We start from the raw sequence: 23,892 nt of genomic DNA on the forward strand, positions 1-23,892 counted from the left end.
CCGATGCAGCAGTACGACACGATTATTATTGGCGCAGGTGCCGCCGGCCTGCATTGCGCAGCAAACGCGGCCCGCCGTGGCAAAAACGTACTGCTGCTTGATCACGCTAAACAAGCGGGAAAAAAAATACTTATTTCCGGAGGCGGACGCTGCAACTTCACGAATTTATACGCAAGCCCCGAAAATTATCTATCCAGCAATCCGCATTTTTGTAAATCAGCCCTGAGTCGTTACACCCAGTGGGACTTTATCGCACTGGTCGATCGCTACAAAATTCCGTATCACGAAAAAACCTTAGGCCAGTTATTCTGTGATAACTCCGCCAAAGACATCGTCAGGATGCTGTTGGATGAATGCGCAGAGCACGGTGCCAAAGTACAGTTACGAACCGACATAGCAGCTGTTGAATACGATCAGTGCTATAAATTAACAACCAGCGCCGGCGATTATAATGCCAAACAATTAGTGGTAGCTTGCGGTGGTCTATCCATGCCGAAACTTGGCGCAACGCCATTTGGTTATCAGATTGCCGAACAGTTCGGCCACTCGATTATTCCTGTGCACGCAGGGCTGGTTCCATTCACCCTCCATGAAGAACAAAAACAACGGTTCGGTGAAGTTTCTGGTATCTCCGTACCTGTTACTGCGGCCAGTGGTGATGGCTACTTCCGAGAGGCTATGTTGTTTACGCATCGTGGCGTAAGTGGCCCTGCGGTGCTACAAATTTCCTCTTACTGGCAACCGGGCGAGCCGGTCAGTATTAATTTAATGCCCGACACTGATGCGCTGGACTGGCTGCAGTCGAGTCAACACAATAACCCCAAAATGCAATTATCAACGTTATTGCAAAATGCATTTCCTAAACGATTAGCGATCGCTCTCATTGATGAGTTTAACTGGCCGGGCGACAAACGTCTGACAGATATCAACAAAGCAACGTTCAACGCAATTGCGAGCCAGCTGAACAATTGGCAGTTAAAACCCAACGGCACCGAGGGCTACCGCACTGCAGAGGTCACTCTGGGCGGTGTCAATGTCGACGAAGTAAGCTCTAAAACGATGGAGAGCAAGTTACAGCCCGGGCTGTACTTTATTGGCGAAGTAGTAGACGTTACCGGCTGGCTCGGTGGCTATAACTTTCAATGGGCCTGGGCCAGTGCCTATGCCGCAGCGGAAGCGCTTTAAAAACGCCAGGCCTGTGGGCACTCCCATTTATTTACCCAATCGTGTACATCCGTTGCCGGCATAGGCCTGGCAATGCCGTAGCCCTGGCCTATATCGCAGCCCAAAGCGACCAGAAGACGACCCTGGTCGGGGGTTTCCACACCCTCTGCAATCACGTTAAAGCCAAAAGCATCCGCTAAACCCATGATACCTTTTACAATAGTCATGTCGGTATCGTCGCCCTGCATATCGCGCACAAAGCTTTGATCAATTTTTAATGTTTGCGCAGGTAATCTTTTTAGGTAGTCCAGAGCGGCATATCCGGTACCAAAATCGTCTAATGAAACACTCACGCCAAGCGCTTTACAGCGTTCAATTACTTTTGCAGCTTCGTTGATCTTGCCAATAGCCGCACTTTCAAGAATTTCTATTTCAAAGTCAGCGGGCTCGACCTTGGGATGATTGCGTAAATGTGTCACTAACGCTTCAACAAACCGCTGGTCTAGTAACTGCAACGCACTGACATTAACGCTTACCGGCAGCTTCAAGCCGGCCTTACGCCATGCTTCCATTTGCGTTAATGCTTGTTCAATCACGAAGTCACCAACCTCTATCGAAAAAGGATGCTGCTCTATGTGAGGTAAAAAGTCGCCCGGCGGTACCAGTGTGCCATCCGCTTTCTGCCAACGCAGCAGGGCTTCAACGCCAACAACTTGACACCGTTTCATATCAACCTTGGGTTGGTAATACAAAATCAGTTCTTTGTGTTCCATTGCACGACGGAGCTTTTTGATCAGTTGAGTTAACTGAGTTTGTTCACGCTCGCGCTCCGCATCAAACCAATTAACCTGGTCACGACCTTTACGCTTAGCCATATGCAGGGCCTGAGTCGCATGGCGAATCAAAGTGTCCGCATCGTGTTTGTCATTAGGATAAGCGGTCGCGCCAATACTCGCGGTAATTTGCAAAGTTCGACCATCAATAGACATTGGCGCTGAAGTTTCCTCACGGATACGCTCAAGCAAATTATTGATTACTGAAGTATCGGAGTGGCCCTCCAGAATGAAGATAAATTCATCGCCGGTGACTCGCCCCAGAGTGTCCCCGCTGCGTAGCAAATGATTAAGCCGACTAGCCATACACTCGATTGTTTTATCACCGATGACATGACCAAAACGGGCATTAATTGCTTTAAAGTTATCAATATCCAGCGACGCCACAACCACCGATTTGGTATCTCGGTTAGCTAAATTAATTGCATGCTCCAGGCGGTCCCGCACCAGCATGAGATTCGGTAGTCCGGTCAAAGCATCATGATAGGCCTGATGTTCTAGTTCTCGCTGATGAGCTTCAGCGCGCTCGGTAACATCTGAAGAAACCGAAATGAAGTTCTGTATCGTGCCATGCTCATTACGAATGGCGCTAATTGACGATTGTTCCGCGTATAGTTCGCCGTCCTTGCGACGGTTCCACAGCTCTCCCTGCCAATAGCCCTCACGCAGGATACGATCCCACATAGCTTTGTAGAACGCCTTGTCCTGGCGTCCGGATTGTAAAAATCGCGGGTTTTTCCCCAGCACTTCTTGCTTGCTGTAACCGGTCATTCGCGAAAAAGCAGGGTTAACGTCAACGATACGTCCGTCTGCATCACTTACGGTTATACGATCATGACTGTGGTTAAACACCTTGTCTGACAGCACTAGACGACGTTTTACAAAGCGCAAAATAAGTAAAGCGAGGAACAGACTGACAACTAATGCAAGTGGCGAAATAACAGCATAACGCCACAACTCGCCTTTTGCTGCAGTATACTGTGCCGCTGATTGTTGCTCTAAGTTAGCGATAATCTGCTTTTCTACTTGCTTCACTTGCGCGATCAGTTGCGATTGGCGTTGATACCAGTTCTCTAAGTTGGTCTGGCTTAATAATGCTTGCGGATTTTCCGACTCCAGTATCTGCTCTCGCAAGTTTGTTGCCACTGACTGTAAATTGATCACGTCTGCCAGCTGTGTCTGATTTTGTAGCCCTACCAATAAACTCTTTTGTCGACCTGCCAAATAAACAAGATCGCGCAAATCAATCGAATTTAATTGTTGCTCAGCGATAGCGACACCAAGCAAAGCGCGCTCCTGACCAAGTAACTCGCGTAACCGGTTGAGGATAAAATACGCATTCAATTGCCGCGCAAACCGGGGAGCTGAAACATCCCGTGATAATCGACTAATTTGGTCATTAAAAGCGGCTATCGGCTTGCTGTAAAACGCGATGACTTCGTTGCTGTTTATCGTCGCTGTAGTGATCTGACTACGTATTTCTTTTAGTTGTGACAGGTCGCGCAGAATTTCAGATAAGTTTTTGTAGGTGGCGCTTTGTCGATGCGCCGGGGTGGTACTTTCAAGACGTTGTTCTAAAGCGGCTAAAACAGTATCAGTGCGCTGTTGGCTCTGTTGTAAACGCTGCCCGAAGGCAGCAGCTCCCGTTTTTAGCCGCAGAACACTATAGCCTCGCTCATCCTGCAAGTTGCCAACTAACTGCCCTGCATCAACAGTCAACGCGAGGTTGCTTTTCAAGCGGTCAATTTGACTCACCGACGTGCTTAATTGGAGAATGTTACTGGCAGTAACCCAGGCAATGACTAATACGGGCAATAGAAAAGCCAACCCAAAGCGCACGTAAAGCGGTAACTGGTCAAATAAACGAATCATCGTAGTTTTGATTTGCCGGATGTTCAGCAACGCGTTACCTACCTTATCTTTTGTACCGTTCAATTAATCGCGGAGCATAGCATAACGTTAAAGTAAAACTTACGTAAAATGATCACAATGCGTTTACCGCAACGTATTAGTCGATAGACACCAAGCTTAGGCTTGGTAAACTTATTACTTAACTGCACCGATTTGCTACAAGGATGACTTAATGAGCCTAACCCGTCTTTACCTCTCCGCCGTTCTAGGGACACTCGCATTAGTCTCTTCAAATGTTTACGCCCAACAAAACGAACAACAGCAGTGTTTGCTTGAACGGCTCCAAAGTGCCGATGAGGATGTTACCGTAGCGGAGATTAAAGCCTGGTGCGAAAAATCGCTCGCTCGAGTCGAGAACTCTACAGACAGCGAAGAGGTAGTTCAGGTCGATGCGGTGGAAGATAAGCCGGGGGCACTAACCGAGCGAATGCGCAGTGAGCAACTGACTGAATTCGATCCCTATGTACTAACGCCTCATCGACGTAATTACATACTGCCAGTGCTAACAAGCAACAACATTAACCGTCTGCAATACGCAGACGTTGAAGGTTACGAACAAAATCTTGAAGATCTCGAAGCTAAAGTTCAGTTAAGCTTTAAAGTACCGCTAATTAAAGACAGTTTATTATTTGAAAATGACCGCCTCTTTTTTGGCTTCACAGTACAATCCTGGTGGCAGGTATACTCTGATGAAATTTCTAAGCCTTTCCGGGAAACCAATTATATGCCCGAGTTTGTGTACGCAACACCGACCGGGTGGCATCCTTTTGGCACCAATACAGCAATAGCATTTGGTGCGGAACATCTCTCTAACGGACGCAGCCAGCCTTTATCGCGCAGCTGGAACCGGTTTTACGCTCAATTTGTAGTAGAAAACGGTGATTGGGTATTTTCACTCAAACCCTGGGTGCGTTTACAAGAGGACGCAAAAGAAGACCCCTTGCAGTCTAGTGGTGACGACAACCCAAATATTGAGGATTACGTCGGCAATTACGAATTCTCCACCGCATATAATGACGGTGACTTTGAATATATTTTCCGCATCCGGCATGCCATAGACACGGGCCGCGGGTCGGCAGAAATTAACTGGACCTTCCCGCTGTGGGGTAAATTTACCGGCTACACCAGCTTATTCACCGGATACGGCGAGAGCCTGATTGACTACAACCACAAGCAAACTCGCTTTGGTGTAGGCATTGCGCTAAACAATATCCTTTAAAATAGCCTCAAAGAATTGTGCGCCTTTACGACGTGCGAACTCAATATTACGCTCGGGGATTGCCTCAGGGCTATCGGTTTGCGCAAGCGCCTGTGCCATCGATTCTTCTCGCAGAACGTGCAAGGTTGGATGCGGTGACCGGTTAGTGTAATTGGCAGGGTCGTCAACCGCTTCACCTTCAAAACAGTAGTCAGGGTGGAAGTGCGCCAGCTGGTAAACGCCTTCATAGCCGCTCATGGCTAATAGCCGCTCCGCTACCGCAATTAAATCAAGAAAATCGTCGAAATTTTTAAACGTTGGCAGTATTAGCAAGGTGGTTTCTGTGCCCGGGTTCTCATCCAGGTAACGGCATTCGTTAATCAATTTATCCAGTGTCGCTTCGAACTGCGTATCGTTAAAAACAACATAACGGACGGTTTGCTGCTCTAATTCCTTGCGTGCAAACGGACAGATATTGTATTTAACAATCAGCCGTTGCACCCAAGCCTCGGTTTGGCTAATAATCACAGCATCGCTCAACACAAAAGACTCCTAAATGATGAAAGCGCTCGAGCTCAAAATACCACCGGTGATTATCGTCGTGCTAGTCGCCGGCTTGATGTTATTAGTCGCGCCATTGTTCCCGCAAGTGCAGTTTGGGCCTCTACCCAATTGGATCTCGCTTGCTGTAGCGATACTGGGTGTCATTCTGCCACTGGTAGCGGCGATTAGTTTTCGGCGGGCCCAAACAACGGTACATCCATCTAACCCCGAAAAAACCTCTACCATCGTAACCACCGGCATCTATCGTGTCACCCGCAACCCGATGTACCTGGGTTTTGCATTTATGCTACTGGGCTGGGGATTGTATCTGGGCAACATGGCGGCCTTGTTTGGCTTACCGGCTTACATGTTCTATATGAATGCGTTTCAGATAAAACCCGAAGAGCGCATTTTAACCGAGAAATTCGGCCAAGCCTACCAAGACTACCGCAGCAAAGCGAACCGATGGCTTTAGTCGTGGACGGACTCAACTATTTGCCAGTAGCGCGGTTAGCTCATCTAAGTGAGTTATCGTGTGATTAGCTTCGATATTGCTGTTATCAGCATCATCGCCGCGTTTAAACCAGCACGTATGCCAGCCGGCGTTGATACCGCCGAGAATATCGGAGTGCGGATTGTCACCGACCATCAGAATTCGCTCGGCTGGGACTGACTCGTTAATGTGGTTTCTGTGGGTATGGTGGAAGATTTCCGGATCGGGTTTAGCCATTCCAACTTCTTCTGAAACCACCAAAAACTCAAAGTACTTATCTGTTTGTGTTTTTTGCAGGCGTTCTTGTTGCAGCTCGGTGAAGCCATTGGTGATAATACCCATGCGAGTATTGCCGTGCAGGGTATCCAGCAACCTGCGTGTGCCTTCAATGGTTTCGCTAACGTCGGCCATGCACTGCATAAATTCCAAATTTATTGCTTCTGAGGGCTTACCAAAGTGAGGTTCCCAGGGCACAAAACGTCGTTGCTTGATGTCTTTAGCTTGTAGCTTACCTTGCTGAAAGCCTTGCCATAGCGGCGCGTTGACGGTTTTAAATTGGCTAAAAACAGCATCATTAAAGTCTAATTCATAACGCCCAAACAGGGTTTCCAGACCTTTTCGTGCATCAAAGCTAAACAAGGTTTCGTCGGCGTCAAAGACAACCCAATCGTATGGCATAACTACTCCTTTTTTGCCTCAGCCAATGCGGCTTCCATAAATTTATCCATGTTGTTCTCCCGTTTGCTTCTTTCGCAGAGGTAATAACAGTAAACGCAGCAAAGATTCCATTATCACAGCCACGAGAAGCCCTAAAATCAAACCAATGGCCATCGCATGCGGTGTCAGCTGAATGGCATAAGTGTAACTTGTCACCACTTCGCTTCGAATATCCGTTTGCGGACCAACGAAGGTTTGCCAGTAGGCGGACCGCAGTCCCTGTTGATAGTTAGATAACGCTTGTTGTAACTGCTGATGACGTTGGTAAATAGCATCTATGCTATCACCACCCTCGCTAAACACCTGATCATCTGATTCTCGGTAATAGGCTATTAGCTGTTCGATATCGCCATTAAAATAACGGTCTGCTTCTTGCTGAAATTCATCAAGTGCTTGCTGTGACTCGATTGCATGCGACTGAAGTGCTTTACCATATTGGTCGACAAAGTGCGGAACCTGCACACCAATAAGCACGCCAGAAATAAAAGTAATCAGGCGCAGATAAGAATAGAACACCCGCATAGTGTCACCTCAATTGCGCAATGCGCTGCTTAAGTTCGGGCAAAACCTCGACTTCAAACCAGGGGTTTTTACGTAACCATAGATTATTACGCGGGCTGGGGTGTGGCAATGGCAAAACTCCCTGTTCCAGGTGCATTTGCCAATCTTTTACGCGCTGGGTTAATGTTTGCCTGGTCGTTGTCTTTACATGCCATTGCTGGGCGTATTGGCCTATAGCTAAAATAAGCTCAAGATTTGGCAGCTCAGCGAGTATGGACGCACGCCAGGTATCCGCACATTCCTTACGCGGCGGTAAGTCACCGGATTTGCCGGTACCAGGATAGCAAAAGCCCATGGGCACAATAGCCAACTGCTGAGGATCGTAAAAGTCGGCTTTATCTACACCCATCCAGTCGCGCAATCGGTCGCCGCTCGGATCATCAAATGGCTTACCTGACTCATGTACCCGGCGGCCTGGTGCCTGTCCGGCAATCAGAATGCGCGCATTAGGATGAAATTGAACAACCGGCCGGGCACCCAACGGCAGGTGTTTATCACAGAGCTGACAAGCTCGAATGTCGGTCAGTAATTGGTGCCAGCTGATAGTGCATCCCCGAGTGTCTGTTATTTTTCCAAAAAGGCTTGTTCAATCACATAGTCACCTTGTTTGCGTGAGGTGGCTTTGGTAAATCCGCGGGCATTTAGTATCGCCATAATATCATCCAGCATAGCGTTGTTTCCGCACAGCATAAAGCGGTCGCTGGCTGGGTCGATCGCCGGCAAGCCAAGTTGCTGCGTTAACGTGTCTGTTTCCAGAAGCGTGGTAATGCGTTGTTGGTGCGCCTCATCCATAAACGCCTCACGGGTTACTGTCGGGTAATAAATCAGTTTTTCACGTACCCAGTCGCCAAAGAACTCATTGTTTGGCAATTGCTGCTGAATTTCTTCCTGATAGGCTAATTCCGATACATAACGTACCCCATGTACTAGCACAATGTTGTCGAAGCGCTCGTACATATCAGGATCTTTTATCACACTCATAAACGGCGCCAGTCCAGTGCCGGTCGCGAGCAAGTATAAATTCTTGCCGGGTAGCAGATGGCCCGGCACCAGTGTTCCGGTAGGGCGGGTCGATAAAACTACTTCATCTCCCACCTGAATATGTTGTAAGCGCGACGTGAGTGCTCCGTCCGGCACTTTGATACTAAAAAACTCCAGCTCGTCTTCGTAATTAGCGCTGGCAATGCTGTAGGCACGCAACAACGGCTTATCTTCCAGCTGCAAACCCATCATCACAAATTGACCATTTTCGAAGGTAAACGTCGGCTTGCGCGTGGTTTTAAAGCTAAACAGGGTATCGTTCCAATGACGTACAGCTGTGACCGTTTCCGAAATAATACTTCTCATAACACCTGCTCTTAACTTTTACTAAAGAATGCATCCACGATTACTATATTGTAAATGCGAATTGTTTGCATATAGAGTAACACCAAATCGTCTTGTCACCAAATAGTTGTTGTTACTTCGTTATGCGCGCTAAAACCATTAAAGACTGGCACTGGATCAGCTCGGCAATTTGCCTAATCGGCATGCTGCTGTTTTCGGTTACCGGTATTACGTTAAACCACGCCGGCTGGATTGAATCAAGCCCGGATGTGGAGGTGTTCGAAACGTCTCTGCCTAAAAACACTCTGGACCAGTTATTGAGTGCATCCGGTAGCGACGCGCTACCCTTAGCATTTGAACAATGGTATGCGGAACAGGCCGGTTATGCACTAAGCAACAACGCGCAAATTGAATGGAGCGACTACGAGCTTTACGTCGGCATGCCGCAACCCGGTGGCGACCGTTGGTTTAGTGTCGATTTAACCAGCGGTGAGATTTACGGAGAAAATACCGATCGTGGCTGGATTGCTTATTTAAATGATCTGCATAAAGCCCGCAATACCGGCTTTATCTGGAGTGTGTTTATCGATGTTTTTGCCATCGCCAGCATAATTTTTACCATGACGGGGTTATTACTTTTGAATAAATACAGTAAAGGTCGAAAGTCGACCTGGCCACTGATCCTGGCCGGTTTCATGATTCCCTTGTTTGCCATTATCGGATCAGCCCATGCCGCCGATAAGCCCTTACAAAAGGCGACCCTCAGTATCGAAATACCACGGCTTAATGTCGCAGAATATCATCCACCGTATATTGCCGTATGGCTGGCTAACGAGCGTCAGCAACGAGTCGCTGATATTGCCGTATGGTATGACTTACGCTTAGCCGACAATGAGGGTGAAAAGTGGCTTAAAGATCTGCGTCAATGGTGGCGCCGCAGCGGTCGCATGGCTGATATGCCTATCGATGGTGTGTCAGGAGCCACCCGCAGGCCCGGCACACAGACTGTAGAGCTAACTCCGCTGTTAAAACAGCTGCCACAACTGCAACCCGGCAACTATTACCTGTATATCGAAGCCGCCCGGGAAGTCGGTGGCCGCGAGCTACTGCGTTTACCTCTCACACTACCGTTAACCAATGCCTTGTCAGTCACTGAGTCTGGTGAACACGAATTGGGCACGGTGACACTTAACCTAATTCCTTAACATTGATTGCCAATACCTGGAGCATTATTTATGAAATTATCTTCTGTATTAACCACTAGCCTGGCCGTACTCACGTTATTTGCCAGCACCAGCTCGAATGCTCACCGTGTCTGGATAAAACCAAGCCATACCGTTGTTTCCGGCGAAGCCGAATGGGTGACCTTTGACGCCGCCATCGCCAATGGCCTGTTTTATCCTGATCACTTTCCTCTAGCGTTAGATCGCGTCAACGCCATGGGTCCTGATGGTAACGCCGTCACGCTGGAGAATGGTCATAAGGGTAAGTACCGTTCGGTATTCGATATCGAGCTTGAAAAAGAAGGAACCTACACCATTTATTCAGCCAGTTCCGGGTTAACGGCGCGCTGGGTTGATGACAATGGCCAGCGGCAATTCTGGCCGCCCCGTGGCAGTCAAAAAAGTAATGAGGACTTTTATAACGAGGTCCCCAAAAACGCCAAACAGTTAGAAGTTAGTGAGCGTTCACGTCGAGTAGAAACGTTTGTGACTGCGGGTATGCCGACCTACGACACGCTGGGCGCGACAGGCAAAGGCCTTGAGTTGGAACCCGGCACACATCCTAACGATCTGTACATCGGTGAAACCATCAGCTTTACCTTTATGATGGACGGAAAACCTGCTGCGGGGACTAACATTTTGTTAGTCAAAGGTGCAGAGCGCTATCGTGACCAAGCTGACGAAGTGTCGCTAACCACGAATAACAAAGGCGAAGTCAGCTTTAGCGTGGACGAGCCTGGCATGTACTGGTTAGAAGCTGAATACCAGGACAATAACGCAGAAGCCCCAGCGACCCAACGCCAGGGCTCCTATGTGGCCGTTTTAGAGGTTTTACCGCTGTGACTTAAGGCGTTAAGCGCACAACACCCACGGTATCGACATCGGTACCAAACCAAATCGAATCGGTCGATTCGTCATAATACATATGGCGAATCGTACCGCCACCACTGGGGATTTCCATCGGTTCAGAAAAGGTTTTTGATTCGGTATCAAAACCCACCAAGCGGTTAGGCTGCATACCGGTTTCGACAAACCACACGTCATCGCGTTTATCGATAGCCATGCCATAGGGCCGTGAGTTTATTTTACCGGGAGCACGCCAGTCATTATTCTCGCCGGACTCCGGATCATAAACACCGACATACCCCTGGTTATAGTCGACGTACCAAATATGGCCATCACTGGTCATGCCGAGGCGGCGCGGCCGGTTATCGTCACGATTCAGCTCGATTTCCTTTAGTTGACCCTTTTCGATTGTCGCCAACTTGTTGGTGCCAAACAGCGTCGCCCAGGGTTTGTCATTTTCTACGATTAAGCCATAAGGACGAGCACTATCAGTCGGCACATCCCACAACATGATTTGCTCGCTATCGGTGTCTAAAAAACCCAACTGATTGCCATTTTGTACGGTAAAGTAAATATCACCGTTACTGGTAAAATCCATGGTGTGACTATCTTTGGTGCCCCCGCCCGGCAACGGAAATTGCTTAACGCTGCCGTCATTCGGGTTAACCAGACCAATATGCTCATCCAGATTACCGGCGTACCATGCACCTCGGTCATCAACAATCACCGTATGCGGGTGTGCACCCTCGGGGATTTCATAGCGTTTAAAATCGCCACTGTCGGGGTTAAGCGTAGCGACATAGTTACCGGACTGTCCAACAAACCAAACCGTACCGTTATGCACCCAGGGGTCTCGGGGGCGCGTATCTTCCCATGGCACATCCCACTCCTGAATTTCTGCGGTTGCCAATCCGTTGGCAGACTTGTGGTGGTCAGCACTTGCATCGCCGATAAAAAACAACGCAGAAAGTGTCGCTGCTATCATCGTATAAGGCAGTTTCATCGTATTAACTCCTTGGTAACTAATACACTAGGTATAGTTAAGTTCAGCCGCTAGTACAACTCGTCGCTTGCGTGTAAGGTATCTAAAATTATAACGAGGCACGCGATATGCTGGATCAGTGGCTAATTGGTATTATCCTACTGGCGATGTTGGTGCTACTGGTCATAGACAAGTGGCGCTACGACTTAGTCGCAATGATGGCGCTGCTGACGGCCGCCGTGCTTGGACTAGTGCCCACCACGGAGTTTTTTTCAGGCTTTGGTAATGCGGCAGTTATAACCGTTGCGGCAGTGTTGGTTATAAGCCAGGCGCTTTGGCGTTCTGGTGTTGTAGACGCGCTGGCCGGGTGGATGAAAAACATCGGCGATAACCCATTACTGCAGTTAGCAGTTTCGCCGTAAACCCTCGCCCGATGAGGGCGGGGATATAAGGCGTAGGTTTTATAGTCAGTCTGCGACCTTGACTCAGATAAAGGCGCGTGTAATTATACTGTATATAAATACAGCCTCTACTTACTATGTTAAAAGCAACGAAAGTACGCATCTATCCAACGCCCGAACAAGCTGAGTTTTTGATTGCTCAGTTTGGTGCCGTGCGTTTTGCGTATAACAAAGCGTTGTATTTAAAGTCTCACATGTATCGCAAGCATGGTGTCACACTGAGTCCAAAAAAGGATATAAAACCACTGCTTGCTGTTGCTAAAAAATCACGAAAATACCATTGGCTGAAGCAATATGACGCCATTGCTTTGCAACAATCCGTGATCAATCTGCATCGAGCCTTCGATAACTTCTTTAACCCGAAGCTAAAGGCGAGATACCCACAATTCAAACGCAGACATGGCAAGCAGTCGAGCTATCACTGTGTGGGTGTAAAAGTGCTAGATGACGCAATCAAACTCCCGAAAATGAAGCCTGTAAAAGCGAATATCCATCGTGAAATTTCGGGAACAGTTAAAAGCATTACAGTGAGCCTGAGTAAAACTGGCAAATTCTACGCCTCTATCCTTGTGGATGATGGAGTGAAAGCACCTAAACCACTTCAAACGGTGAGTAAGGTAACAGGCATTGACCTGGGGTTATCTCACTTTGCAATTGAGTCAAATGGTAGAAAAAGAGCCAACCCAAGATTTGTAAAGCGTGCTGAAAGGAATCTCAGGCGTAAGCAGCGTCAGTTATCCAGAAAAGCAAAAGGCAGTGCTAATCGAGCGAAAGCTCGTTTGCTTGTGGCGAAATGCCATGAAAGGGTCACTAACGCTCGCGCTGATTTTCAACACAAACTCTCTCGAACTCTCGTTGACGAAAACCAAGCGGTGATAGTTGAGACATTGAAATCAGCAAATATGATGAAAAACCGCAAACTGGCAAAACACATAGCGGATGCCGCATGGCACAGCTTTGTCAATAAACTGGAGTACAAACTGAAAGAGCAAGGTAAATACCTAGTCAAGCTCGACCAGTGGTACGCCAGCTCAAAGACTTGCCATTGTTGCGGTCATAAAATGGAAGAAATGCCGTTATCGGTTCGCACATGGGATTGCCCCTCTTGCGGAACGACGGATATAGATCGGGATTTAAATGCCGCACTCAATATCCGTGATAAAGGTGCTCTGGAATTAAAGGCGGCTGGACAGTCGTTTCTGCTTATGGAAGCTGCGTAAGTCTCGATACTATCGAGCAACGGCTAACGAAATAAGAAGCATCGCCTGATAAGGCGGTGAGTAGTCACGACTGCCGTTATCGGTGTTGGTCTGTGCCGTAGCAATGGTGTTAATTACCTGGTTCTGGCCGCTTTACTAGGCCTTATTCTTAAAAGGAACCACACCCCCTAATGTACTGATATGCTCTTGTATGGCCGCTCGTTCCTGACCACAGAACTGCGCTACTGCTTCATTAAGCGGTGATGGCATAAAGCGGTAAAAACCTTCGCGCAGTACCGGCTCAAAGCCACGGTGGAGTTTATGCTCACCTTGTGCTCCCGCATCAAAATAGGCAAGCCCATGCGCTATGCAATACTCAATTCCCTGGTAATAACAGGCTTCAAAGTGCAGGAATTCGAGCTCTTCAACACAACCCCAGTAGCGTCCGTATAAGGTATCCTTGCTTTTAAAGCATAACGACGCCGCGACTAGCTGCTGTTCCCGATAAGCGGCAAAAACAACAATGCTGTCAGCCAGGTGTTTACCCCATAGCTTGAGCGTTTCCGACGTTAAATAACCACCATGACCCGATCGCTTTAAATAGGTTCGCTGGTAAAAACGGGTGAACTGCTGCCAAAATGCATCGTCCAGCTCGTCGCCAGCTAACACCTTCATGGTAACGCCTTGTTCAGTTACCTGACGCCGCTCTTTACGAATACTTTTGCGTTTGCGCGAAACCAGAGCCGCTAAAAAGTCCTGGAAACTACGGTAATCACGATTCTGCCATAAAAACTGAATATCAAATCGCTGCCACCAGCCGTCATTGGCTAACGTTTTGCTTAATTCGGGCGTCACGTACAGGCACTGTAGGTTGCTGACATCGTGTTGTTTAGTCAGTTCGGCTTCGATTAACGGCACGACGTCGCTAGCGCGGTAGTCGTCTGCCAGCCCAATGCGTGGCCCCGAGCAGGGAGTAAAAGGAATCGCATTAATTAACTTAGGATAGTACTGAAAACCATAGCGTTCGTAAGCCTCGGCAAATGCCCAATCAAAGAAATACTCGCCATAAGAGTGCGTTTTTTTGAACCATGGCATAATGGCAACGATCACGTTATCGGTGTCGCGCGCAACCGCATACTGCGGTACCCAGCCACGCTGCGGCCCCAGGCTTCCGCCTTGCTCTAATGCCAGTAAAAAATCATAGCGGGTAAAAGGGTAGTTACGACCAAACAGGTTGTCCCAATCATCTCGCGAAACAGCGGTTACCGAGGAGGTTAACTCTATTTTTATCAAGGGTTTAATAACCCTGAAACACTTATATCTTCATCAAGAGTTGGCCAATGGATACCTTGCCCATCACCCAAAAGCTGCCATTTCTCCCGATCGTATTTACTCGCTTTTTGAAGCCTCGGAAACCAAACAATAGGGACAGAAATTTTTCTGCCGTCTGCCAGGTCAACGCTTAAGTTCGACTCAGTCACGCATACATCAATTGCAACAGGATGGCTTTCAACCTTCAAAGTACTCATTCCAAGCCTCCAAGAATATGTTTCTATGCTTAACCACCAACTTGCTTAAGTTGGCTTAACTTTACTACCGATTACAGAAACTCCGCAACCATACATCGACTGTAACGTCTAACGTTGTTAGCACTTCCGCCCGCTCTCGCCCCGCCTGGCTGCTACGGTAAAGGTGAGGAGTCATGACTAATAAGTCGCGAATGGTATCGTTATCGGGCAGCGTCACGGTATAGCTAACACGTTGCTCTTGGGTCAGAGACCACCGGCTGTCATTAACCGGTAGTTGCTCCGGTTTGGCTTTTACTTCGGGGTAAATAATTTGTTTAAGCTCATTCAGGTGGTTTGATGCAGGATCAACCATAATAAGGCGCCCGCCGGGCTTTAACACGCGCTCGAATTCAGCTTCTGCGGGAAATCCAAACAAGCACAGAAGCGTATCGACACTATTGTCCGCCAACGGCATGGCGCGATTAGAAGCCACCATCCAGGTTGCCCGTTTGTTCTGCTTTGCAGCCGCCTGCACCGCCCATTTAGAAATATCCAAGCCCGCCACTTGTAATGACTTACCTTGCCGTTCGGCTGCCTGAATCAACTGTTGCAGATAGTAACCCTCACCACAGCCGGCATCTAACACCGATGAAGCGTTATCGGTCAATGTCAGAGCCGCCACTTGCTCGGCTAGCGGTTGGTAAAAGCCTTGCGACAAAAAGCGTCGCCGCGCTTGTATCATCGCTTTACTATCACCCGGATCTTTGGAGCGCTTTTTTTGCACCGGCAACAGATTCACATACCCCTGCTTTGCGATGTCATAACTATGGCCGCTATTACAGCGCCAGCTCATGTCATGCTGTTGCAACGGCTGTTGGTCAAGCGGACAAATCAAATTGGTAACAGGCTCTATCACGCAAAACTCTCTGGGCTGATTAATTAAATGCAGACACCAGTTTACGGACTTTTTTGCCAAAATTCAGGAACAAAAAAAGCAGCCCGTAGGCTGCTCTTCATAATTTGGTTCGCTTAAAGCGACTCCAAGGGCGTTAATCGCAAGGATTACAGCGCTTGAATGTTCTCAGCTTGAGGGCCTTTCGGGCCTTGGGTCACTGAGAAAGAAACGCGTTGGCCTTCAGTTAAGGTTTTGAAACCGTCACTAACAATCGCGCTAAAGTGAGCAAATACGTCTGCGCCACCTTGTTGCTCGATAAAACCAAAACCTTTTGCTTCGTTAAACCACTTAACAACACCGTTTACTGTATTAGACATAATCATATCCTGAAATTTTTAAAACTATAAAAGTACCGGACCGAGACAACCTCGATGCCGATGATCGTGCGGGGTAAAAAATGTGAAACTTAAAACTACAGGACGAGACGATTACTTCTAATAATGTGACGTAGAGGAGTGTTTAACTATCTGTTTCTTATCCAACGCCGCCCACAATACGCCTTATAAATATAAAGTCAAATAATATTTTAAATTAATTTTATAAAACCGGTTTATGTTGGTTTAAACACCTGCGCCAGCATGCAGCGAATGGAGCCACCGCCTAATTCTATGGTGGGAACTGACATTGGCACTAACTTAACCCACTGCGCTAAATGAATTTTTTGTTCTTCGGTCAGCGCCGCAAAAGCCGTGGCTGATAACGCCAGCAACTTGCCCTTTTTGGAATCTAGTTCCAGCGTATTACCGGCAAACTGCGCAATCTGTGTTTCACTCAGCTCAATCAACGCTTTCCCACTTTGCTGAATCGCAGTAATAACTCGTTGCCGTGCTTTTTCCTCAATCATATCAAGTGCCATCATGACAAATTCGGTACCCACCGCCATGATAACATTGGTGTGGTAAACCGGCGTGCCGGCGCTGTTACTTGCATCAAAAACCACAGGCTCGTAACCCAATCGTTCGCACAGCGAATTTAGCGCTGCTTCATGCATTCGTTTAGAACGCGCCACATAAGCCAATTTAGCCTGATGGTCGAAGACAATCGCCCCCGTTCCCTCTAAAAACTGTTCTTTTTGCTCTAAACCAGAGAGATCTAGGGTGGTTGAGTAGTTATAGTGGCCTTGCAGAAACTCAATAATATCCGCGCGCCGCTCTTTGCGACGGTTATTACTAAACATCGGGTATAGCACCAATTCACCCGACGCATGAGTAGTAAGCCAATTATTTGGGAATACCGAATCCGGCGTTTGGGTCGTTTCATCCTCAAACAAATGCACCGTGACGCCTTGCTGCCGCAGCGTATTGGCCGCCTCAGTCACTTCGTCATAAGCTTTTTGCGCCACATCATTTGCCTGCGACACCGACTGAAAGGTGTTATCAGCTAATGTTTCCGGGTTCGACGTAAAGTGGTGCGGACGCACCATAATAACGGTATCTGACGACTGCTTCATAAGATTTTCGGGCTAATAAATTTGCGCGCAGTTATAGCAATTTGATGAGTCGCCCGCAACGTTCAAATGGTATTGCAACTGTTAAAATAATAAACTATATTAAGTATATACTATTTGGATATACTTTTCTTATGACCAAAACAACCCTATTTAAAAATAATAAGACCCAAGCTGTTCGGCTACCCAAGGACGTTGCTTTTTCTGACGAAGTAAAGGAAGTAGAAGTGTTAGTCGTGGGAGAGAGCAGAATTATTACCCCGGCCAAAACCAGTTGGGCTTCATGGTTTAGTGGTGAACCAGCCAGCGAAGACTTTATGGTAGAACGAGAGCAACCTGGCGATCAGGAACGCGAGTCACTATGAATTTACGCTATATGCTCGATACTAATATCTGTATTTATATTATGAAAAACAAACCGGCCTATTTAGCGCCAATTTTTGACGAGCACGCACGCGAACTTTGTATCAGTTCCGTTACCGTCATGGAGCTTCAATACGGTGTTGAGAACTCGCAGCACCGAGTTAGCAATGCCGAAAGGCTCCACAGCTTTTTAGCGCGGTTAAACATTCTGAGTTACGATTCCGACGCGGCATATCACACTGCTCTGATTCGCCATCAATTAAAACAAAAAGGCACGCCGATCGGCCCTTATGACCAAATGATAGCCGGACATGCTCGATCTCATGGATTAACCGTTGTGACTAACAACACAGCCGAATTTGAACGCGTACCCGGTTTAATTACAGAAAATTGGCTGACGCAACCGCCGCAAAGTTCAGTGAACGAACCAAGCCCGGCTTACCGTTAACTTTTCTCGGCTGTTATATAAGCTTTGTGCAGTTCATACATTCGGGGTAGCAAGTCATCGACTGGGCCCTCGACTTCAACTTTCGGTGCGATCTCCCTAATCGGAAGCTGACTCACACGCGATTCTCCTAAACCAAATTCCTTATGCCACTGGGTCAGCTGTACAGTCGAATGAATATAAACCACTTTGCCTAACTCCGCCCAACCATGGGCGGCAGAACACATAGGACAATGCTCACCAGAGGTATACATGGTGGTATTTCGACGCTGCTCTCGTGTCAGGTTTTTAGCCGCCCAACGCGCCAACTCAATCTCGGGATGGTAGGTTTTATCCACACTGTTCACGCGATTTCGGTCTTCTTTTAGCACATTACCGTTTTCATCGACCAACACCGAGCCAAACGGCGCATCGCCGGCTGCAAGCGCTTCTTCCGCCAGCGCAACGCAACGTAGAAGATGTGGATTAATCACGGCTTTAACTCCTGTTTATCCCAATAGGCGACGATGTAGTCGGCGCGCGTAGTGGTCTGTCATACCCGATATATAGTCACAGATCACCCGTTTTGGATTGCTGGCTTGGTGGTACTTTTGCAATGTTGACGGTTGTAGTAATTGTTCCGGCGCATCAGCTAATGCCTCAAATAGCGCCATGATAATTCGCTGGCCTTTGAACTCCATGGCTTTAACCTCGGCGCTACGAATCACATGCTTGAAGACAAAGCTTTTTAGTAGGTCTAGCGTGTGCTCCGCTTCTGCAGGGAGTGCTGCCTGTAAGTCCAGTTGCGGGTGTTCAAACTGCTGCTGCCGCTCGACCGATATTTGCGGCACCAGGTAGCCAATTAATTTACTAATAGCATGTTTGCGATCGCGGCTGTCAGGCGAGAAGAGTTTGTCGTTGTAGAACTCTGCATCGGTTACAAGCGGGCTGTCCTCATGCGCCAATTGCAACACATCTTCGCGCCACTGCCTTTCTGTAACCAAGCCCAGCGCCAGCGCATCCTCTAAATCATGCACGCCGTAAGAAATATCGTCGGCTAGTTCCATAATCGAGGTATCAAAGGCTTTAAACCGCGAGCGTCGCTTGCCGTCTGCATCCAATACGGTGCGAAACGTGTCGCGATCGTGCTGCGAAAACTCTTCTAAAATCCAATGTAGAACGTCTTCTTCGTCGTCATGAATCGATTTAGGCGGTTTAAATGCGTTTAGCGGAGAGCCCTTGGTTAAACCCGCTTGTTGTACTTCGCTGTGCAGCACCGGATATTTCAAAACACCCAACAAGGTGCGGCGGGTTACGTCCAGACCGTGCTGTTCAGAATACTCGCCCAACTTGCTTAAAATGCGTAACGTCTGTCCGTTACCCTCAAAGCCGCCGTGACCTAGCATGTGATAGTTAAGCGCGACTTCACCACCATGCCCAAATGGCGGATGCCCTAAATCATGTGCCAAACAAGTGGCTTCAATTTGAAAAAACGACGGTATCTGCTGCGAAATATCACCATTGTCAGCATAAGTTCGCTTTAAATGCTCGCAAATACCCGAACCAATTTGCGCCACTTCCATCGAATGGGTTAGCCGCGTGCGATAAAAGTCATTGTCGCCCACACCCAGCACCTGGGTTTTCGACTGCAGACGGCGAAACGCCGAAGAGTGAATGATTCGTGCACGATCACGCTGCGCATCACTGTCTGGCGTTGCGGCATTAAACGGTTTGTTTTCACCTGAGCGTCGTTGAAGCATGGTTTTATTCATAGTGGCAATACGTTGAAAATAACTACCTCACAGCAAAACAAATTTTCACTCGTTTGCCCAGTGAAAGATTAGTAAACCCGCTGCTTTTGGTGTTCATAGTTTAGTAACATAGCCGCTTTTGCCACTTCCATGTCGTTTTCCGAAATAGCCTTGCGCTTTTCCTGCTTAAAATACTCCAGCAAATGATACAAATGCCACAAAGACGGATTACCCTCATGCATTGGCAGGGGAAATTTGGCTAATTCTTTGTCGCGAACTTTGCGCAGATACTGGCGACTCATCTTAAGTTGCTCGCCGGCATCGGACAGTCCAACTAAATCTGGCCCTATCTCAACCAAAACCGCTTGAGGAAGTGACTTTTGCACATCGGAAATTGCACTTTTTATAGCTTCTTTTGCGGAAGCTGCTTCACGCATAAAGTTGAGCGCCAGTCTTCCTGGTACACCCACTCCTATAATCGCATCGTCGCAAGCGCCACCATATAGACTGTCGGTAATTTCGTCAGAAGAGATAGTGGCAGACACGACAAATTTTAAGGTGAAATCGTAATTATTCATTGTCGTTACCTCCTGGCCCGGTGTCTCGGCCTACTCATTGCTCCCCCAACACGAATAAAAATAAACTAACACAACAATGTTGTCAAGTGACAACCATAGTCATATTTAAGCTTTATTATGAGGGATAAAAGAAGGTATCAGGCTCAAGGCTGTAATTGGCTTACATAGATATACGCGCCTATTGCACTGCTAACTGGCACACCCCTTGCTCTGTTAACACATATTTACCTAATGCCCGATAATTTCGGCAAGCCATTGCCGTTTTTGCCGCTAAAGGACTAGGAGGGGATATGAACGTCAGCACATTACTTAATACAGCCACGAGCCAGGCAGGTTCTTCGCAACAGAGCCGTCAGACCGAGCAGCCGCCAGCACCCGAGGCGAAACAAGCGACACCAGACAATGATGAAACCTTTATCGATAAAGCCTACCGCAGCTTGGTGCTTAACCGCATGGGTGTCGACACCGAACAACTTGAAGAAATTGAGCAGAAAATTGAAGAGCTGGAGAGTAAGTCTAGCCTGACAAAAGACGAAAAAGACAAGCTTGAAAGCCTGATTAAAGCCCGTGATCAATTGTTTGAAGAAGCCATGCGCCGTCAGGCTGAAGAAGGCAATTCTAGTCAGCCTTCCGTTAACAGCAATGGCATTCCCACGGAAATCGCCAATAAATATGACCCTCGGGCAATCTCCCCCGATGACATGAGTTTGTTAGCAAAAGACCTCCACGAAGCAGGCGTAATATCATGGGAACAACGCAGCCGCATGAGCTTTCAGTTCGTGAAAACACACTTCTACAAAACCCATACCCCCGAGTCACAACAAGTCGACCCCAGCGAGCCAATGGACTTTGTAAAAGTTTGGGAAGAGCGGGTAAAAGCTAACGAATACTTTAACGTACCGGCCGCTCAAAAAGCCCGAGACCAGGGGATACTGGATGTACTGCGGCGGGTTTAGTACTTATTTCTGAACTGCAAAGTCATCCAGGTCAGATTTTTTGGCCTCGGCTAAAAGCTTCTCTCCCTCAGCACTAATTGCTTTCAACCGTGCCGCTGTCGGACGGAAAAGAGACTCGACCTTAGGGTTACAGGCTTCCAACTGGCGCACCATAGCTTCAAATAATTCGGCACCCACCATGTAGCCAGCTGTTTTATTATGGGAAAGTACCGCCACAGGTTCAGCTTTAAAATACTGGCAGGGATGCTTGCGTACATCGCTGGCAGATACTGTTTTTTCAGCCAATATTGTTTGCGTGTTCATGGTTTTCCTCGCCACATTTACTAGACTGATTAAATTATAGTCATAAAATGCACTTAATTACAAACAGAATAATATACATAATTATGTACAATTTAGCCCTCCTGTTTTTGAGCTAAACCAAGGGATACCGGATCTACTCTGGCGGGCTTGAATCCAATATCAGTAAATATCTTACGCTTTTATAAATACTTAACTAATAGACCGGCTTTAAGCCTAACTCTATATTAGATGCATTCACTTGACGCACAATGTTGTTGTGCATAAAATATCTGGTAGTTAGGTAACGATGGCGGTTAAATTCAGAGATTCATGGCTCGAGCGCTTTTATGAAGATGACACTAGCCACAAGAAAATTCCTAAAAACATCGAAACAGCTCTCTTTAGAAAGATCCAAATACTTGATGCGGCAAATAAAGAGTCCGATTTAAGAGCCCCTCCAGGTAACCGCTATGAACGTTTAAGTGGAAAGCTTCACGGCTGGAGTTCTGTGAGAGTTAACAAACAATATCGGCTCATTTTCTGTTGGGAAGAAAGTATCGCCAAAAATACATATCTTGACCCACATGTTTACAAGGGCTAAAAGGAGTCAGTACCAATGAGAACAACACAACGCCGCCCAATTACTGTTGGGCAGATGCTCATCACTGAGTTTCTCGAGCCAATGAACGTTAGTATTCGCGAACTGGCAGAAGCAATGGGCGTTCACCGTAACACGCTGAGTCGGATAGCTCATGACAAAGGAGTCCTGACAGCACCGATGGCCATTAAACTAGCCGCCGCTTTCGGAAACACACCGGAGTTTTGGTTAAATATTCAGCATGCCGTTGAGCTATGGGATGTTCGCCACAAAGCCTATGAACAAGAGGCTAAAAACGTTAAACGTCTGAAACCTCATGATAGCTCTTATCAAAAGGCCTAAATTAAAGTCATTGCTCTCGCGCTAGTCCGTAGTCAGCTCACTATTCTGCGCTTCTATCTCACTGAGGTATTTGGACTGATGCTGGCGAGCCAGTTCTAACGCTTTATTCGATGCCTGAAGCGCACTTCCCGTGTCATCATTCATTGAATACACGGTAGCCAGGCTGTCCCAGAGGATTTCTGACTGACCGAACACCTCGACACCTTTTTCGAGTATCCCGATGCCCCATTCAAGCTCGCCTTCGTAGGCGGCTTTCAAACCATAAACATTGTACTGATGCACCGACATGGGAAAGTTGTAACCCATCGTCTTTGCGTAATTGCCATAGTAAGCCTGTAACTGTTCCAGCGACTTAATTTCGATATTCGGCACAGCGCTATAGCCGCGAAAAATTGATTTAAGCCCTTCGACGTTAGCAATCAATGGTGTACTGTCATGGGTTTCCTCAGGAAACTGCTGGGACTCCCAATCAAAAACACTTTCCGATTTTTCCTCTAGCACCTTAATAAAACGCTTATAGCCCTCAGCCATTTCATTGGGCTCATTCGCCATGCTGACAAACCAACGCACCGGCGACTTTTCTGCTTGTTGTTTCGCCGCCTTTATGTCGTTGATAAGCGCAAAATCATCCCACCATAAGCTTGGACTGACCGATATTGACGCATTGATAAAATCCGCATGATGAGTCGCCAGGTAACTGGTATAAAGCCCCGACAGCGAATGCCCGGTAACCAGCGTATACGACGAAATGCGATACTGCTTTTTTAGCTCAGGCAACAGTTCGTCTTTCAAGAACTGTGTGTACGCCTCAGCACCACCAGAACGCCCCTCATAGCCTTCTAGTTCGGTATGAGTAAAGTGCTTTATGCGGTTCTTGGCACTCACCCCAACCACAATCATTTCCGGCACTATCGAAAACGTGCTTAAGAAATTAACGTTACCCGCAATGTGCTCAAACTGCGTCGAGCCGTCCATGACTAGCATTACCGGATACTCAAAACTGTCGGAGTGGTGATAGCTTTCCGGGAGTACTATGCGGGCAGTGACGGTTTCGTTAATGAGTTTGGAGTCGATTCGGAAGGTTTCTGCGGCTTGGGTTGAGGTGCAGAATAAAAAGACACATAAGAAGCTGAGGGCTTTCAGATAAATAGGCATTAGATCAGAGGGTTATGAAGTATTGTGGAAATTTTAGCACCATTTTAAATACTAAAGCTAACCCTCTGGTCTTGTT

At 47.6% G+C, this 23,892-nt stretch carries 29 protein-coding genes; 12 read left to right on the forward strand and 17 right to left on the reverse strand.

From position 1 onward, the window contains the following. The first annotated feature begins 3 nt into the window (after window positions 1-3). Window positions 4-1,185, forward strand: a complete 1,182-nt coding sequence (locus KZ771_RS10370) for an NAD(P)/FAD-dependent oxidoreductase (RefSeq protein WP_290653334.1) — start codon at window positions 4-6, stop codon at window positions 1,183-1,185. Here the strand turns inward: KZ771_RS10370 and KZ771_RS10375 are convergent. Beyond that, a complete protein-coding gene (locus KZ771_RS10375; protein ID WP_290653336.1) occupies window positions 1,182-3,869 on the reverse strand; it encodes an EAL domain-containing protein in 2,688 nt (895 codons plus the stop codon). The genes KZ771_RS10370 and KZ771_RS10375 overlap by 4 nt on opposite strands. Before the next feature lie 211 nt (window positions 3,870-4,080). Between KZ771_RS10375 and KZ771_RS10380 the strand changes: the two genes are divergently transcribed. Then, the gene (locus tag KZ771_RS10380) at window positions 4,081-5,127 is read left to right on the forward strand and encodes a phospholipase A (RefSeq protein ID WP_290653338.1); all 1,047 of its coding nucleotides are present in this window, start codon (window positions 4,081-4,083) and stop codon (window positions 5,125-5,127) included. Here the strand turns inward: KZ771_RS10380 and KZ771_RS10385 are convergent. Then, the gene (locus KZ771_RS10385) at window positions 5,110-5,649 is read right to left on the reverse strand and encodes a DUF1415 domain-containing protein (protein ID WP_290653340.1); all 540 of its coding nucleotides are present in this window, start codon (window positions 5,647-5,649) and stop codon (window positions 5,110-5,112) included. The genes KZ771_RS10380 and KZ771_RS10385 overlap by 18 nt on opposite strands. Before the next feature lie 13 nt (window positions 5,650-5,662). Between KZ771_RS10385 and KZ771_RS10390 the strand changes: the two genes are divergently transcribed. Next, a complete protein-coding gene (locus KZ771_RS10390; protein ID WP_290653342.1) occupies window positions 5,663-6,124 on the forward strand; it encodes an isoprenylcysteine carboxylmethyltransferase family protein in 462 nt (153 codons plus the stop codon). A gap of 12 nt (window positions 6,125-6,136) precedes the next feature. Here the strand turns inward: KZ771_RS10390 and yjjG are convergent, their stop codons facing one another. Genes yjjG through KZ771_RS10410 form a run of 4 tightly spaced genes read right to left on the reverse strand, consistent with a single transcriptional unit; the run spans window position 6,137 to window position 8,767 of the window. Continuing rightward, window positions 6,137-6,820: a pyrimidine 5'-nucleotidase gene (gene yjjG, locus KZ771_RS10395; RefSeq protein WP_290569727.1), complete on the reverse strand. Its 684-nt coding sequence runs from the start codon at window positions 6,818-6,820 to the stop codon at window positions 6,137-6,139. Between the two features lie 42 nt (window positions 6,821-6,862). Next, window positions 6,863-7,381 (reverse strand): DUF2937 family protein, encoded by a 519-nt coding sequence (locus KZ771_RS10400; protein ID WP_290653344.1) that lies wholly within the window; start codon window positions 7,379-7,381, stop codon window positions 6,863-6,865. Between the two features lie 4 nt (window positions 7,382-7,385). After that, the gene (locus KZ771_RS10405; RefSeq protein WP_290654837.1) at window positions 7,386-7,964 is read right to left on the reverse strand and encodes a uracil-DNA glycosylase family protein; all 579 of its coding nucleotides are present in this window, start codon (window positions 7,962-7,964) and stop codon (window positions 7,386-7,388) included. Between the two features lie 20 nt (window positions 7,965-7,984). Further along, window positions 7,985-8,767 carry a ferredoxin--NADP reductase gene (locus KZ771_RS10410; RefSeq protein ID WP_290569724.1) on the reverse strand — a complete coding sequence of 261 codons (783 nt, stop codon included), beginning with the start codon at window positions 8,765-8,767 and terminating at the stop codon, window positions 7,985-7,987. A gap of 122 nt (window positions 8,768-8,889) precedes the next feature. Here KZ771_RS10410 and KZ771_RS10415 point away from each other — a divergent pair, with 122 nt between their 5' ends. Together KZ771_RS10415 and KZ771_RS10420 are read left to right on the forward strand one after the other, a co-directional pair. Beyond that, complete coding sequence (locus KZ771_RS10415) at window positions 8,890-9,951, forward strand: PepSY-associated TM helix domain-containing protein (protein WP_290653346.1); 1,062 nt, start codon at window positions 8,890-8,892, stop codon at window positions 9,949-9,951. A 30-nt stretch (window positions 9,952-9,981) separates the two neighbouring features. After that, window positions 9,982-10,812 carry a DUF4198 domain-containing protein gene (locus KZ771_RS10420; RefSeq protein ID WP_290653348.1) on the forward strand — a complete coding sequence of 277 codons (831 nt, stop codon included), beginning with the start codon at window positions 9,982-9,984 and terminating at the stop codon, window positions 10,810-10,812. A gap of 1 nt (window position 10,813) precedes the next feature. Here KZ771_RS10420 and KZ771_RS10425 read toward each other — a convergent pair whose 3' ends face one another. Next, a complete protein-coding gene (locus KZ771_RS10425) occupies window positions 10,814-11,818 on the reverse strand; it encodes a lyase (protein ID WP_290653350.1) in 1,005 nt (334 codons plus the stop codon). 107 nt (window positions 11,819-11,925) lie between these two features. Between KZ771_RS10425 and KZ771_RS10430 the strand changes: the two genes are divergently transcribed. Together KZ771_RS10430 and KZ771_RS10435 are read left to right on the forward strand one after the other, a co-directional pair. Beyond that, window positions 11,926-12,219, forward strand: a complete 294-nt coding sequence (locus KZ771_RS10430; RefSeq protein ID WP_290653353.1) for an SLC13 family permease — start codon at window positions 11,926-11,928, stop codon at window positions 12,217-12,219. A 116-nt stretch (window positions 12,220-12,335) separates the two neighbouring features. Further along, window positions 12,336-13,478 carry an RNA-guided endonuclease TnpB family protein gene (locus tag KZ771_RS10435; protein WP_290653355.1) on the forward strand — a complete coding sequence of 381 codons (1,143 nt, stop codon included), beginning with the start codon at window positions 12,336-12,338 and terminating at the stop codon, window positions 13,476-13,478. A gap of 135 nt (window positions 13,479-13,613) precedes the next feature. On the opposite strand, the gene KZ771_RS10440 is transcribed toward KZ771_RS10435, so the two are convergent. From KZ771_RS10440 to ctlX, 5 genes are all read right to left on the reverse strand, one after another. Continuing rightward, on the reverse strand, window positions 13,614-14,750 hold the full coding sequence (locus KZ771_RS10440; protein ID WP_290653357.1) for a GNAT family N-acetyltransferase: 1,137 nt from the start codon (window positions 14,748-14,750) through the stop codon (window positions 13,614-13,616). Further along, window positions 14,747-14,986: a DUF2442 domain-containing protein gene (locus KZ771_RS10445; RefSeq protein ID WP_290569712.1), complete on the reverse strand. Its 240-nt coding sequence runs from the start codon at window positions 14,984-14,986 to the stop codon at window positions 14,747-14,749. The genes KZ771_RS10440 and KZ771_RS10445 overlap by 4 nt, the downstream gene beginning before the upstream one ends. A gap of 64 nt (window positions 14,987-15,050) precedes the next feature. Continuing rightward, window positions 15,051-15,881 (reverse strand): putative RNA methyltransferase, encoded by an 831-nt coding sequence (locus KZ771_RS10450; protein WP_290653359.1) that lies wholly within the window; start codon window positions 15,879-15,881, stop codon window positions 15,051-15,053. Window positions 15,882-16,027: 146 nt separating this feature from the next. Continuing rightward, a complete protein-coding gene (locus tag KZ771_RS10455; protein WP_133540791.1) occupies window positions 16,028-16,237 on the reverse strand; it encodes a cold-shock protein in 210 nt (69 codons plus the stop codon). A 233-nt stretch (window positions 16,238-16,470) separates the two neighbouring features. After that, window positions 16,471-17,370 (reverse strand): citrulline utilization hydrolase CtlX, encoded by a 900-nt coding sequence (gene ctlX, locus KZ771_RS10460; protein WP_290653361.1) that lies wholly within the window; start codon window positions 17,368-17,370, stop codon window positions 16,471-16,473. Between the two features lie 131 nt (window positions 17,371-17,501). Here ctlX and vapB point away from each other — a divergent pair, with 131 nt between their 5' ends. Then, window positions 17,502-17,732, forward strand: a complete 231-nt coding sequence (gene vapB, locus KZ771_RS10465; RefSeq protein WP_290653363.1) for a type II toxin-antitoxin system VapB family antitoxin — start codon at window positions 17,502-17,504, stop codon at window positions 17,730-17,732. Beyond that, window positions 17,729-18,178 carry a type II toxin-antitoxin system VapC family toxin gene (locus KZ771_RS10470; protein ID WP_290653365.1) on the forward strand — a complete coding sequence of 150 codons (450 nt, stop codon included), beginning with the start codon at window positions 17,729-17,731 and terminating at the stop codon, window positions 18,176-18,178. Before vapB ends, KZ771_RS10470 begins: the two co-directional genes overlap by 4 nt. Here KZ771_RS10470 and KZ771_RS10475 read toward each other — a convergent pair. The 3 genes from KZ771_RS10475 to KZ771_RS10485 form a co-directional block, all read right to left on the reverse strand. Then, window positions 18,175-18,648 carry a nucleoside deaminase gene (locus KZ771_RS10475; protein ID WP_290653367.1) on the reverse strand — a complete coding sequence of 158 codons (474 nt, stop codon included), beginning with the start codon at window positions 18,646-18,648 and terminating at the stop codon, window positions 18,175-18,177. The two genes, KZ771_RS10470 and KZ771_RS10475, sit on opposite strands and share 4 nt — an antisense overlap. A 15-nt stretch (window positions 18,649-18,663) precedes the next feature. Further along, window positions 18,664-19,926, reverse strand: coding sequence for an anti-phage deoxyguanosine triphosphatase (locus tag KZ771_RS10480; RefSeq protein ID WP_290653369.1), 1,263 nt, complete (start codon window positions 19,924-19,926; stop codon window positions 18,664-18,666). Window positions 19,927-19,994: 68 nt separating this feature from the next. After that, window positions 19,995-20,483 (reverse strand): DNA-binding protein, encoded by a 489-nt coding sequence (locus KZ771_RS10485; protein ID WP_290653371.1) that lies wholly within the window; start codon window positions 20,481-20,483, stop codon window positions 19,995-19,997. 290 nt (window positions 20,484-20,773) lie between these two features. Between KZ771_RS10485 and KZ771_RS10490 the strand changes: the two genes are divergently transcribed. Beyond that, a complete protein-coding gene (locus tag KZ771_RS10490) occupies window positions 20,774-21,439 on the forward strand; it encodes a hypothetical protein (protein WP_290653373.1) in 666 nt (221 codons plus the stop codon). A gap of 3 nt (window positions 21,440-21,442) precedes the next feature. Here KZ771_RS10490 and yafN read toward each other — a convergent pair whose 3' ends face one another. Further along, the gene (gene yafN / locus KZ771_RS10495; RefSeq protein ID WP_290653375.1) at window positions 21,443-21,742 is read right to left on the reverse strand and encodes a type I toxin-antitoxin system antitoxin YafN; all 300 of its coding nucleotides are present in this window, start codon (window positions 21,740-21,742) and stop codon (window positions 21,443-21,445) included. 286 nt (window positions 21,743-22,028) lie between these two features. Between yafN and KZ771_RS10500 the strand changes: the two genes are divergently transcribed. Together KZ771_RS10500 and KZ771_RS10505 are read left to right on the forward strand one after the other, a co-directional pair. After that, window positions 22,029-22,322 carry a type II toxin-antitoxin system RelE/ParE family toxin gene (locus tag KZ771_RS10500; RefSeq protein WP_290653377.1) on the forward strand — a complete coding sequence of 98 codons (294 nt, stop codon included), beginning with the start codon at window positions 22,029-22,031 and terminating at the stop codon, window positions 22,320-22,322. 15 nt (window positions 22,323-22,337) lie between these two features. Next, window positions 22,338-22,661, forward strand: a complete 324-nt coding sequence (locus KZ771_RS10505; RefSeq protein ID WP_273269573.1) for a HigA family addiction module antitoxin — start codon at window positions 22,338-22,340, stop codon at window positions 22,659-22,661. Window positions 22,662-22,682: 21 nt separating this feature from the next. On the opposite strand, the gene KZ771_RS10510 is transcribed toward KZ771_RS10505, so the two are convergent. Next, window positions 22,683-23,816: an alpha/beta hydrolase-fold protein gene (locus KZ771_RS10510; protein WP_290653379.1), complete on the reverse strand. Its 1,134-nt coding sequence runs from the start codon at window positions 23,814-23,816 to the stop codon at window positions 22,683-22,685. Window positions 23,817-23,892 lie beyond the last annotated feature (76 nt).

Origin of the sequence: Idiomarina sp., from assembly GCF_019431395.1 — a bacterium.
GTDB lineage: Bacteria > Pseudomonadota > Gammaproteobacteria > Enterobacterales > Alteromonadaceae > Idiomarina.

Excerpts from the sequence above, each read along its gene's own strand:
- KZ771_RS10400 (WP_290653344.1), bottom strand. The coding sequence starts at position 7,381 with ATGCGGGTGTTCTATTCTTATCTGCGCCTGATTACTTTTATTTCTGGC.
- KZ771_RS10485 (WP_290653371.1), bottom strand. The coding sequence starts at position 20,483 with ATGAATAATTACGATTTCACCTTAAAATTTGTCGTGTCTGCCACTATC.
- KZ771_RS10380 (WP_290653338.1), top strand. The coding sequence starts at position 4,081 with ATGAGCCTAACCCGTCTTTACCTCTCCGCCGTTCTAGGGACACTCGCA.
- KZ771_RS10505 (WP_273269573.1), top strand. The coding sequence starts at position 22,338 with ATGAGAACAACACAACGCCGCCCAATTACTGTTGGGCAGATGCTCATC.
- KZ771_RS10425 (WP_290653350.1), bottom strand. The coding sequence starts at position 11,818 with ATGAAACTGCCTTATACGATGATAGCAGCGACACTTTCTGCGTTGTTT.
- KZ771_RS10490 (WP_290653373.1), top strand. The coding sequence starts at position 20,774 with ATGAACGTCAGCACATTACTTAATACAGCCACGAGCCAGGCAGGTTCT.
- KZ771_RS10510 (WP_290653379.1), bottom strand. The coding sequence starts at position 23,816 with ATGCCTATTTATCTGAAAGCCCTCAGCTTCTTATGTGTCTTTTTATTC.
- KZ771_RS10420 (WP_290653348.1), top strand. The coding sequence starts at position 9,982 with ATGAAATTATCTTCTGTATTAACCACTAGCCTGGCCGTACTCACGTTA.
- KZ771_RS10470 (WP_290653365.1), top strand. The coding sequence starts at position 17,729 with ATGAATTTACGCTATATGCTCGATACTAATATCTGTATTTATATTATG.
- yafN (WP_290653375.1), bottom strand. The coding sequence starts at position 21,742 with ATGAACACGCAAACAATATTGGCTGAAAAAACAGTATCTGCCAGCGAT.
- KZ771_RS10375 (WP_290653336.1), bottom strand. The coding sequence starts at position 3,869 with ATGATTCGTTTATTTGACCAGTTACCGCTTTACGTGCGCTTTGGGTTG.
- KZ771_RS10410 (WP_290569724.1), bottom strand. The coding sequence starts at position 8,767 with ATGAGAAGTATTATTTCGGAAACGGTCACAGCTGTACGTCATTGGAAC.
- KZ771_RS10390 (WP_290653342.1), top strand. The coding sequence starts at position 5,663 with ATGATGAAAGCGCTCGAGCTCAAAATACCACCGGTGATTATCGTCGTG.
- yjjG (WP_290569727.1), bottom strand. The coding sequence starts at position 6,820 with ATGCCATACGATTGGGTTGTCTTTGACGCCGACGAAACCTTGTTTAGC.
- KZ771_RS10435 (WP_290653355.1), top strand. The coding sequence starts at position 12,336 with ATGTTAAAAGCAACGAAAGTACGCATCTATCCAACGCCCGAACAAGCT.
- KZ771_RS10480 (WP_290653369.1), bottom strand. The coding sequence starts at position 19,926 with ATGAATAAAACCATGCTTCAACGACGCTCAGGTGAAAACAAACCGTTT.
- vapB (WP_290653363.1), top strand. The coding sequence starts at position 17,502 with ATGACCAAAACAACCCTATTTAAAAATAATAAGACCCAAGCTGTTCGG.
- KZ771_RS10370 (WP_290653334.1), top strand. The coding sequence starts at position 4 with ATGCAGCAGTACGACACGATTATTATTGGCGCAGGTGCCGCCGGCCTG.
- KZ771_RS10415 (WP_290653346.1), top strand. The coding sequence starts at position 8,890 with ATGCGCGCTAAAACCATTAAAGACTGGCACTGGATCAGCTCGGCAATT.
- ctlX (WP_290653361.1), bottom strand. The coding sequence starts at position 17,370 with ATGAAGCAGTCGTCAGATACCGTTATTATGGTGCGTCCGCACCACTTT.
- KZ771_RS10455 (WP_133540791.1), bottom strand. The coding sequence starts at position 16,237 with ATGTCTAATACAGTAAACGGTGTTGTTAAGTGGTTTAACGAAGCAAAA.
- KZ771_RS10445 (WP_290569712.1), bottom strand. The coding sequence starts at position 14,986 with ATGAGTACTTTGAAGGTTGAAAGCCATCCTGTTGCAATTGATGTATGC.
- KZ771_RS10500 (WP_290653377.1), top strand. The coding sequence starts at position 22,029 with ATGGCGGTTAAATTCAGAGATTCATGGCTCGAGCGCTTTTATGAAGAT.
- KZ771_RS10430 (WP_290653353.1), top strand. The coding sequence starts at position 11,926 with ATGCTGGATCAGTGGCTAATTGGTATTATCCTACTGGCGATGTTGGTG.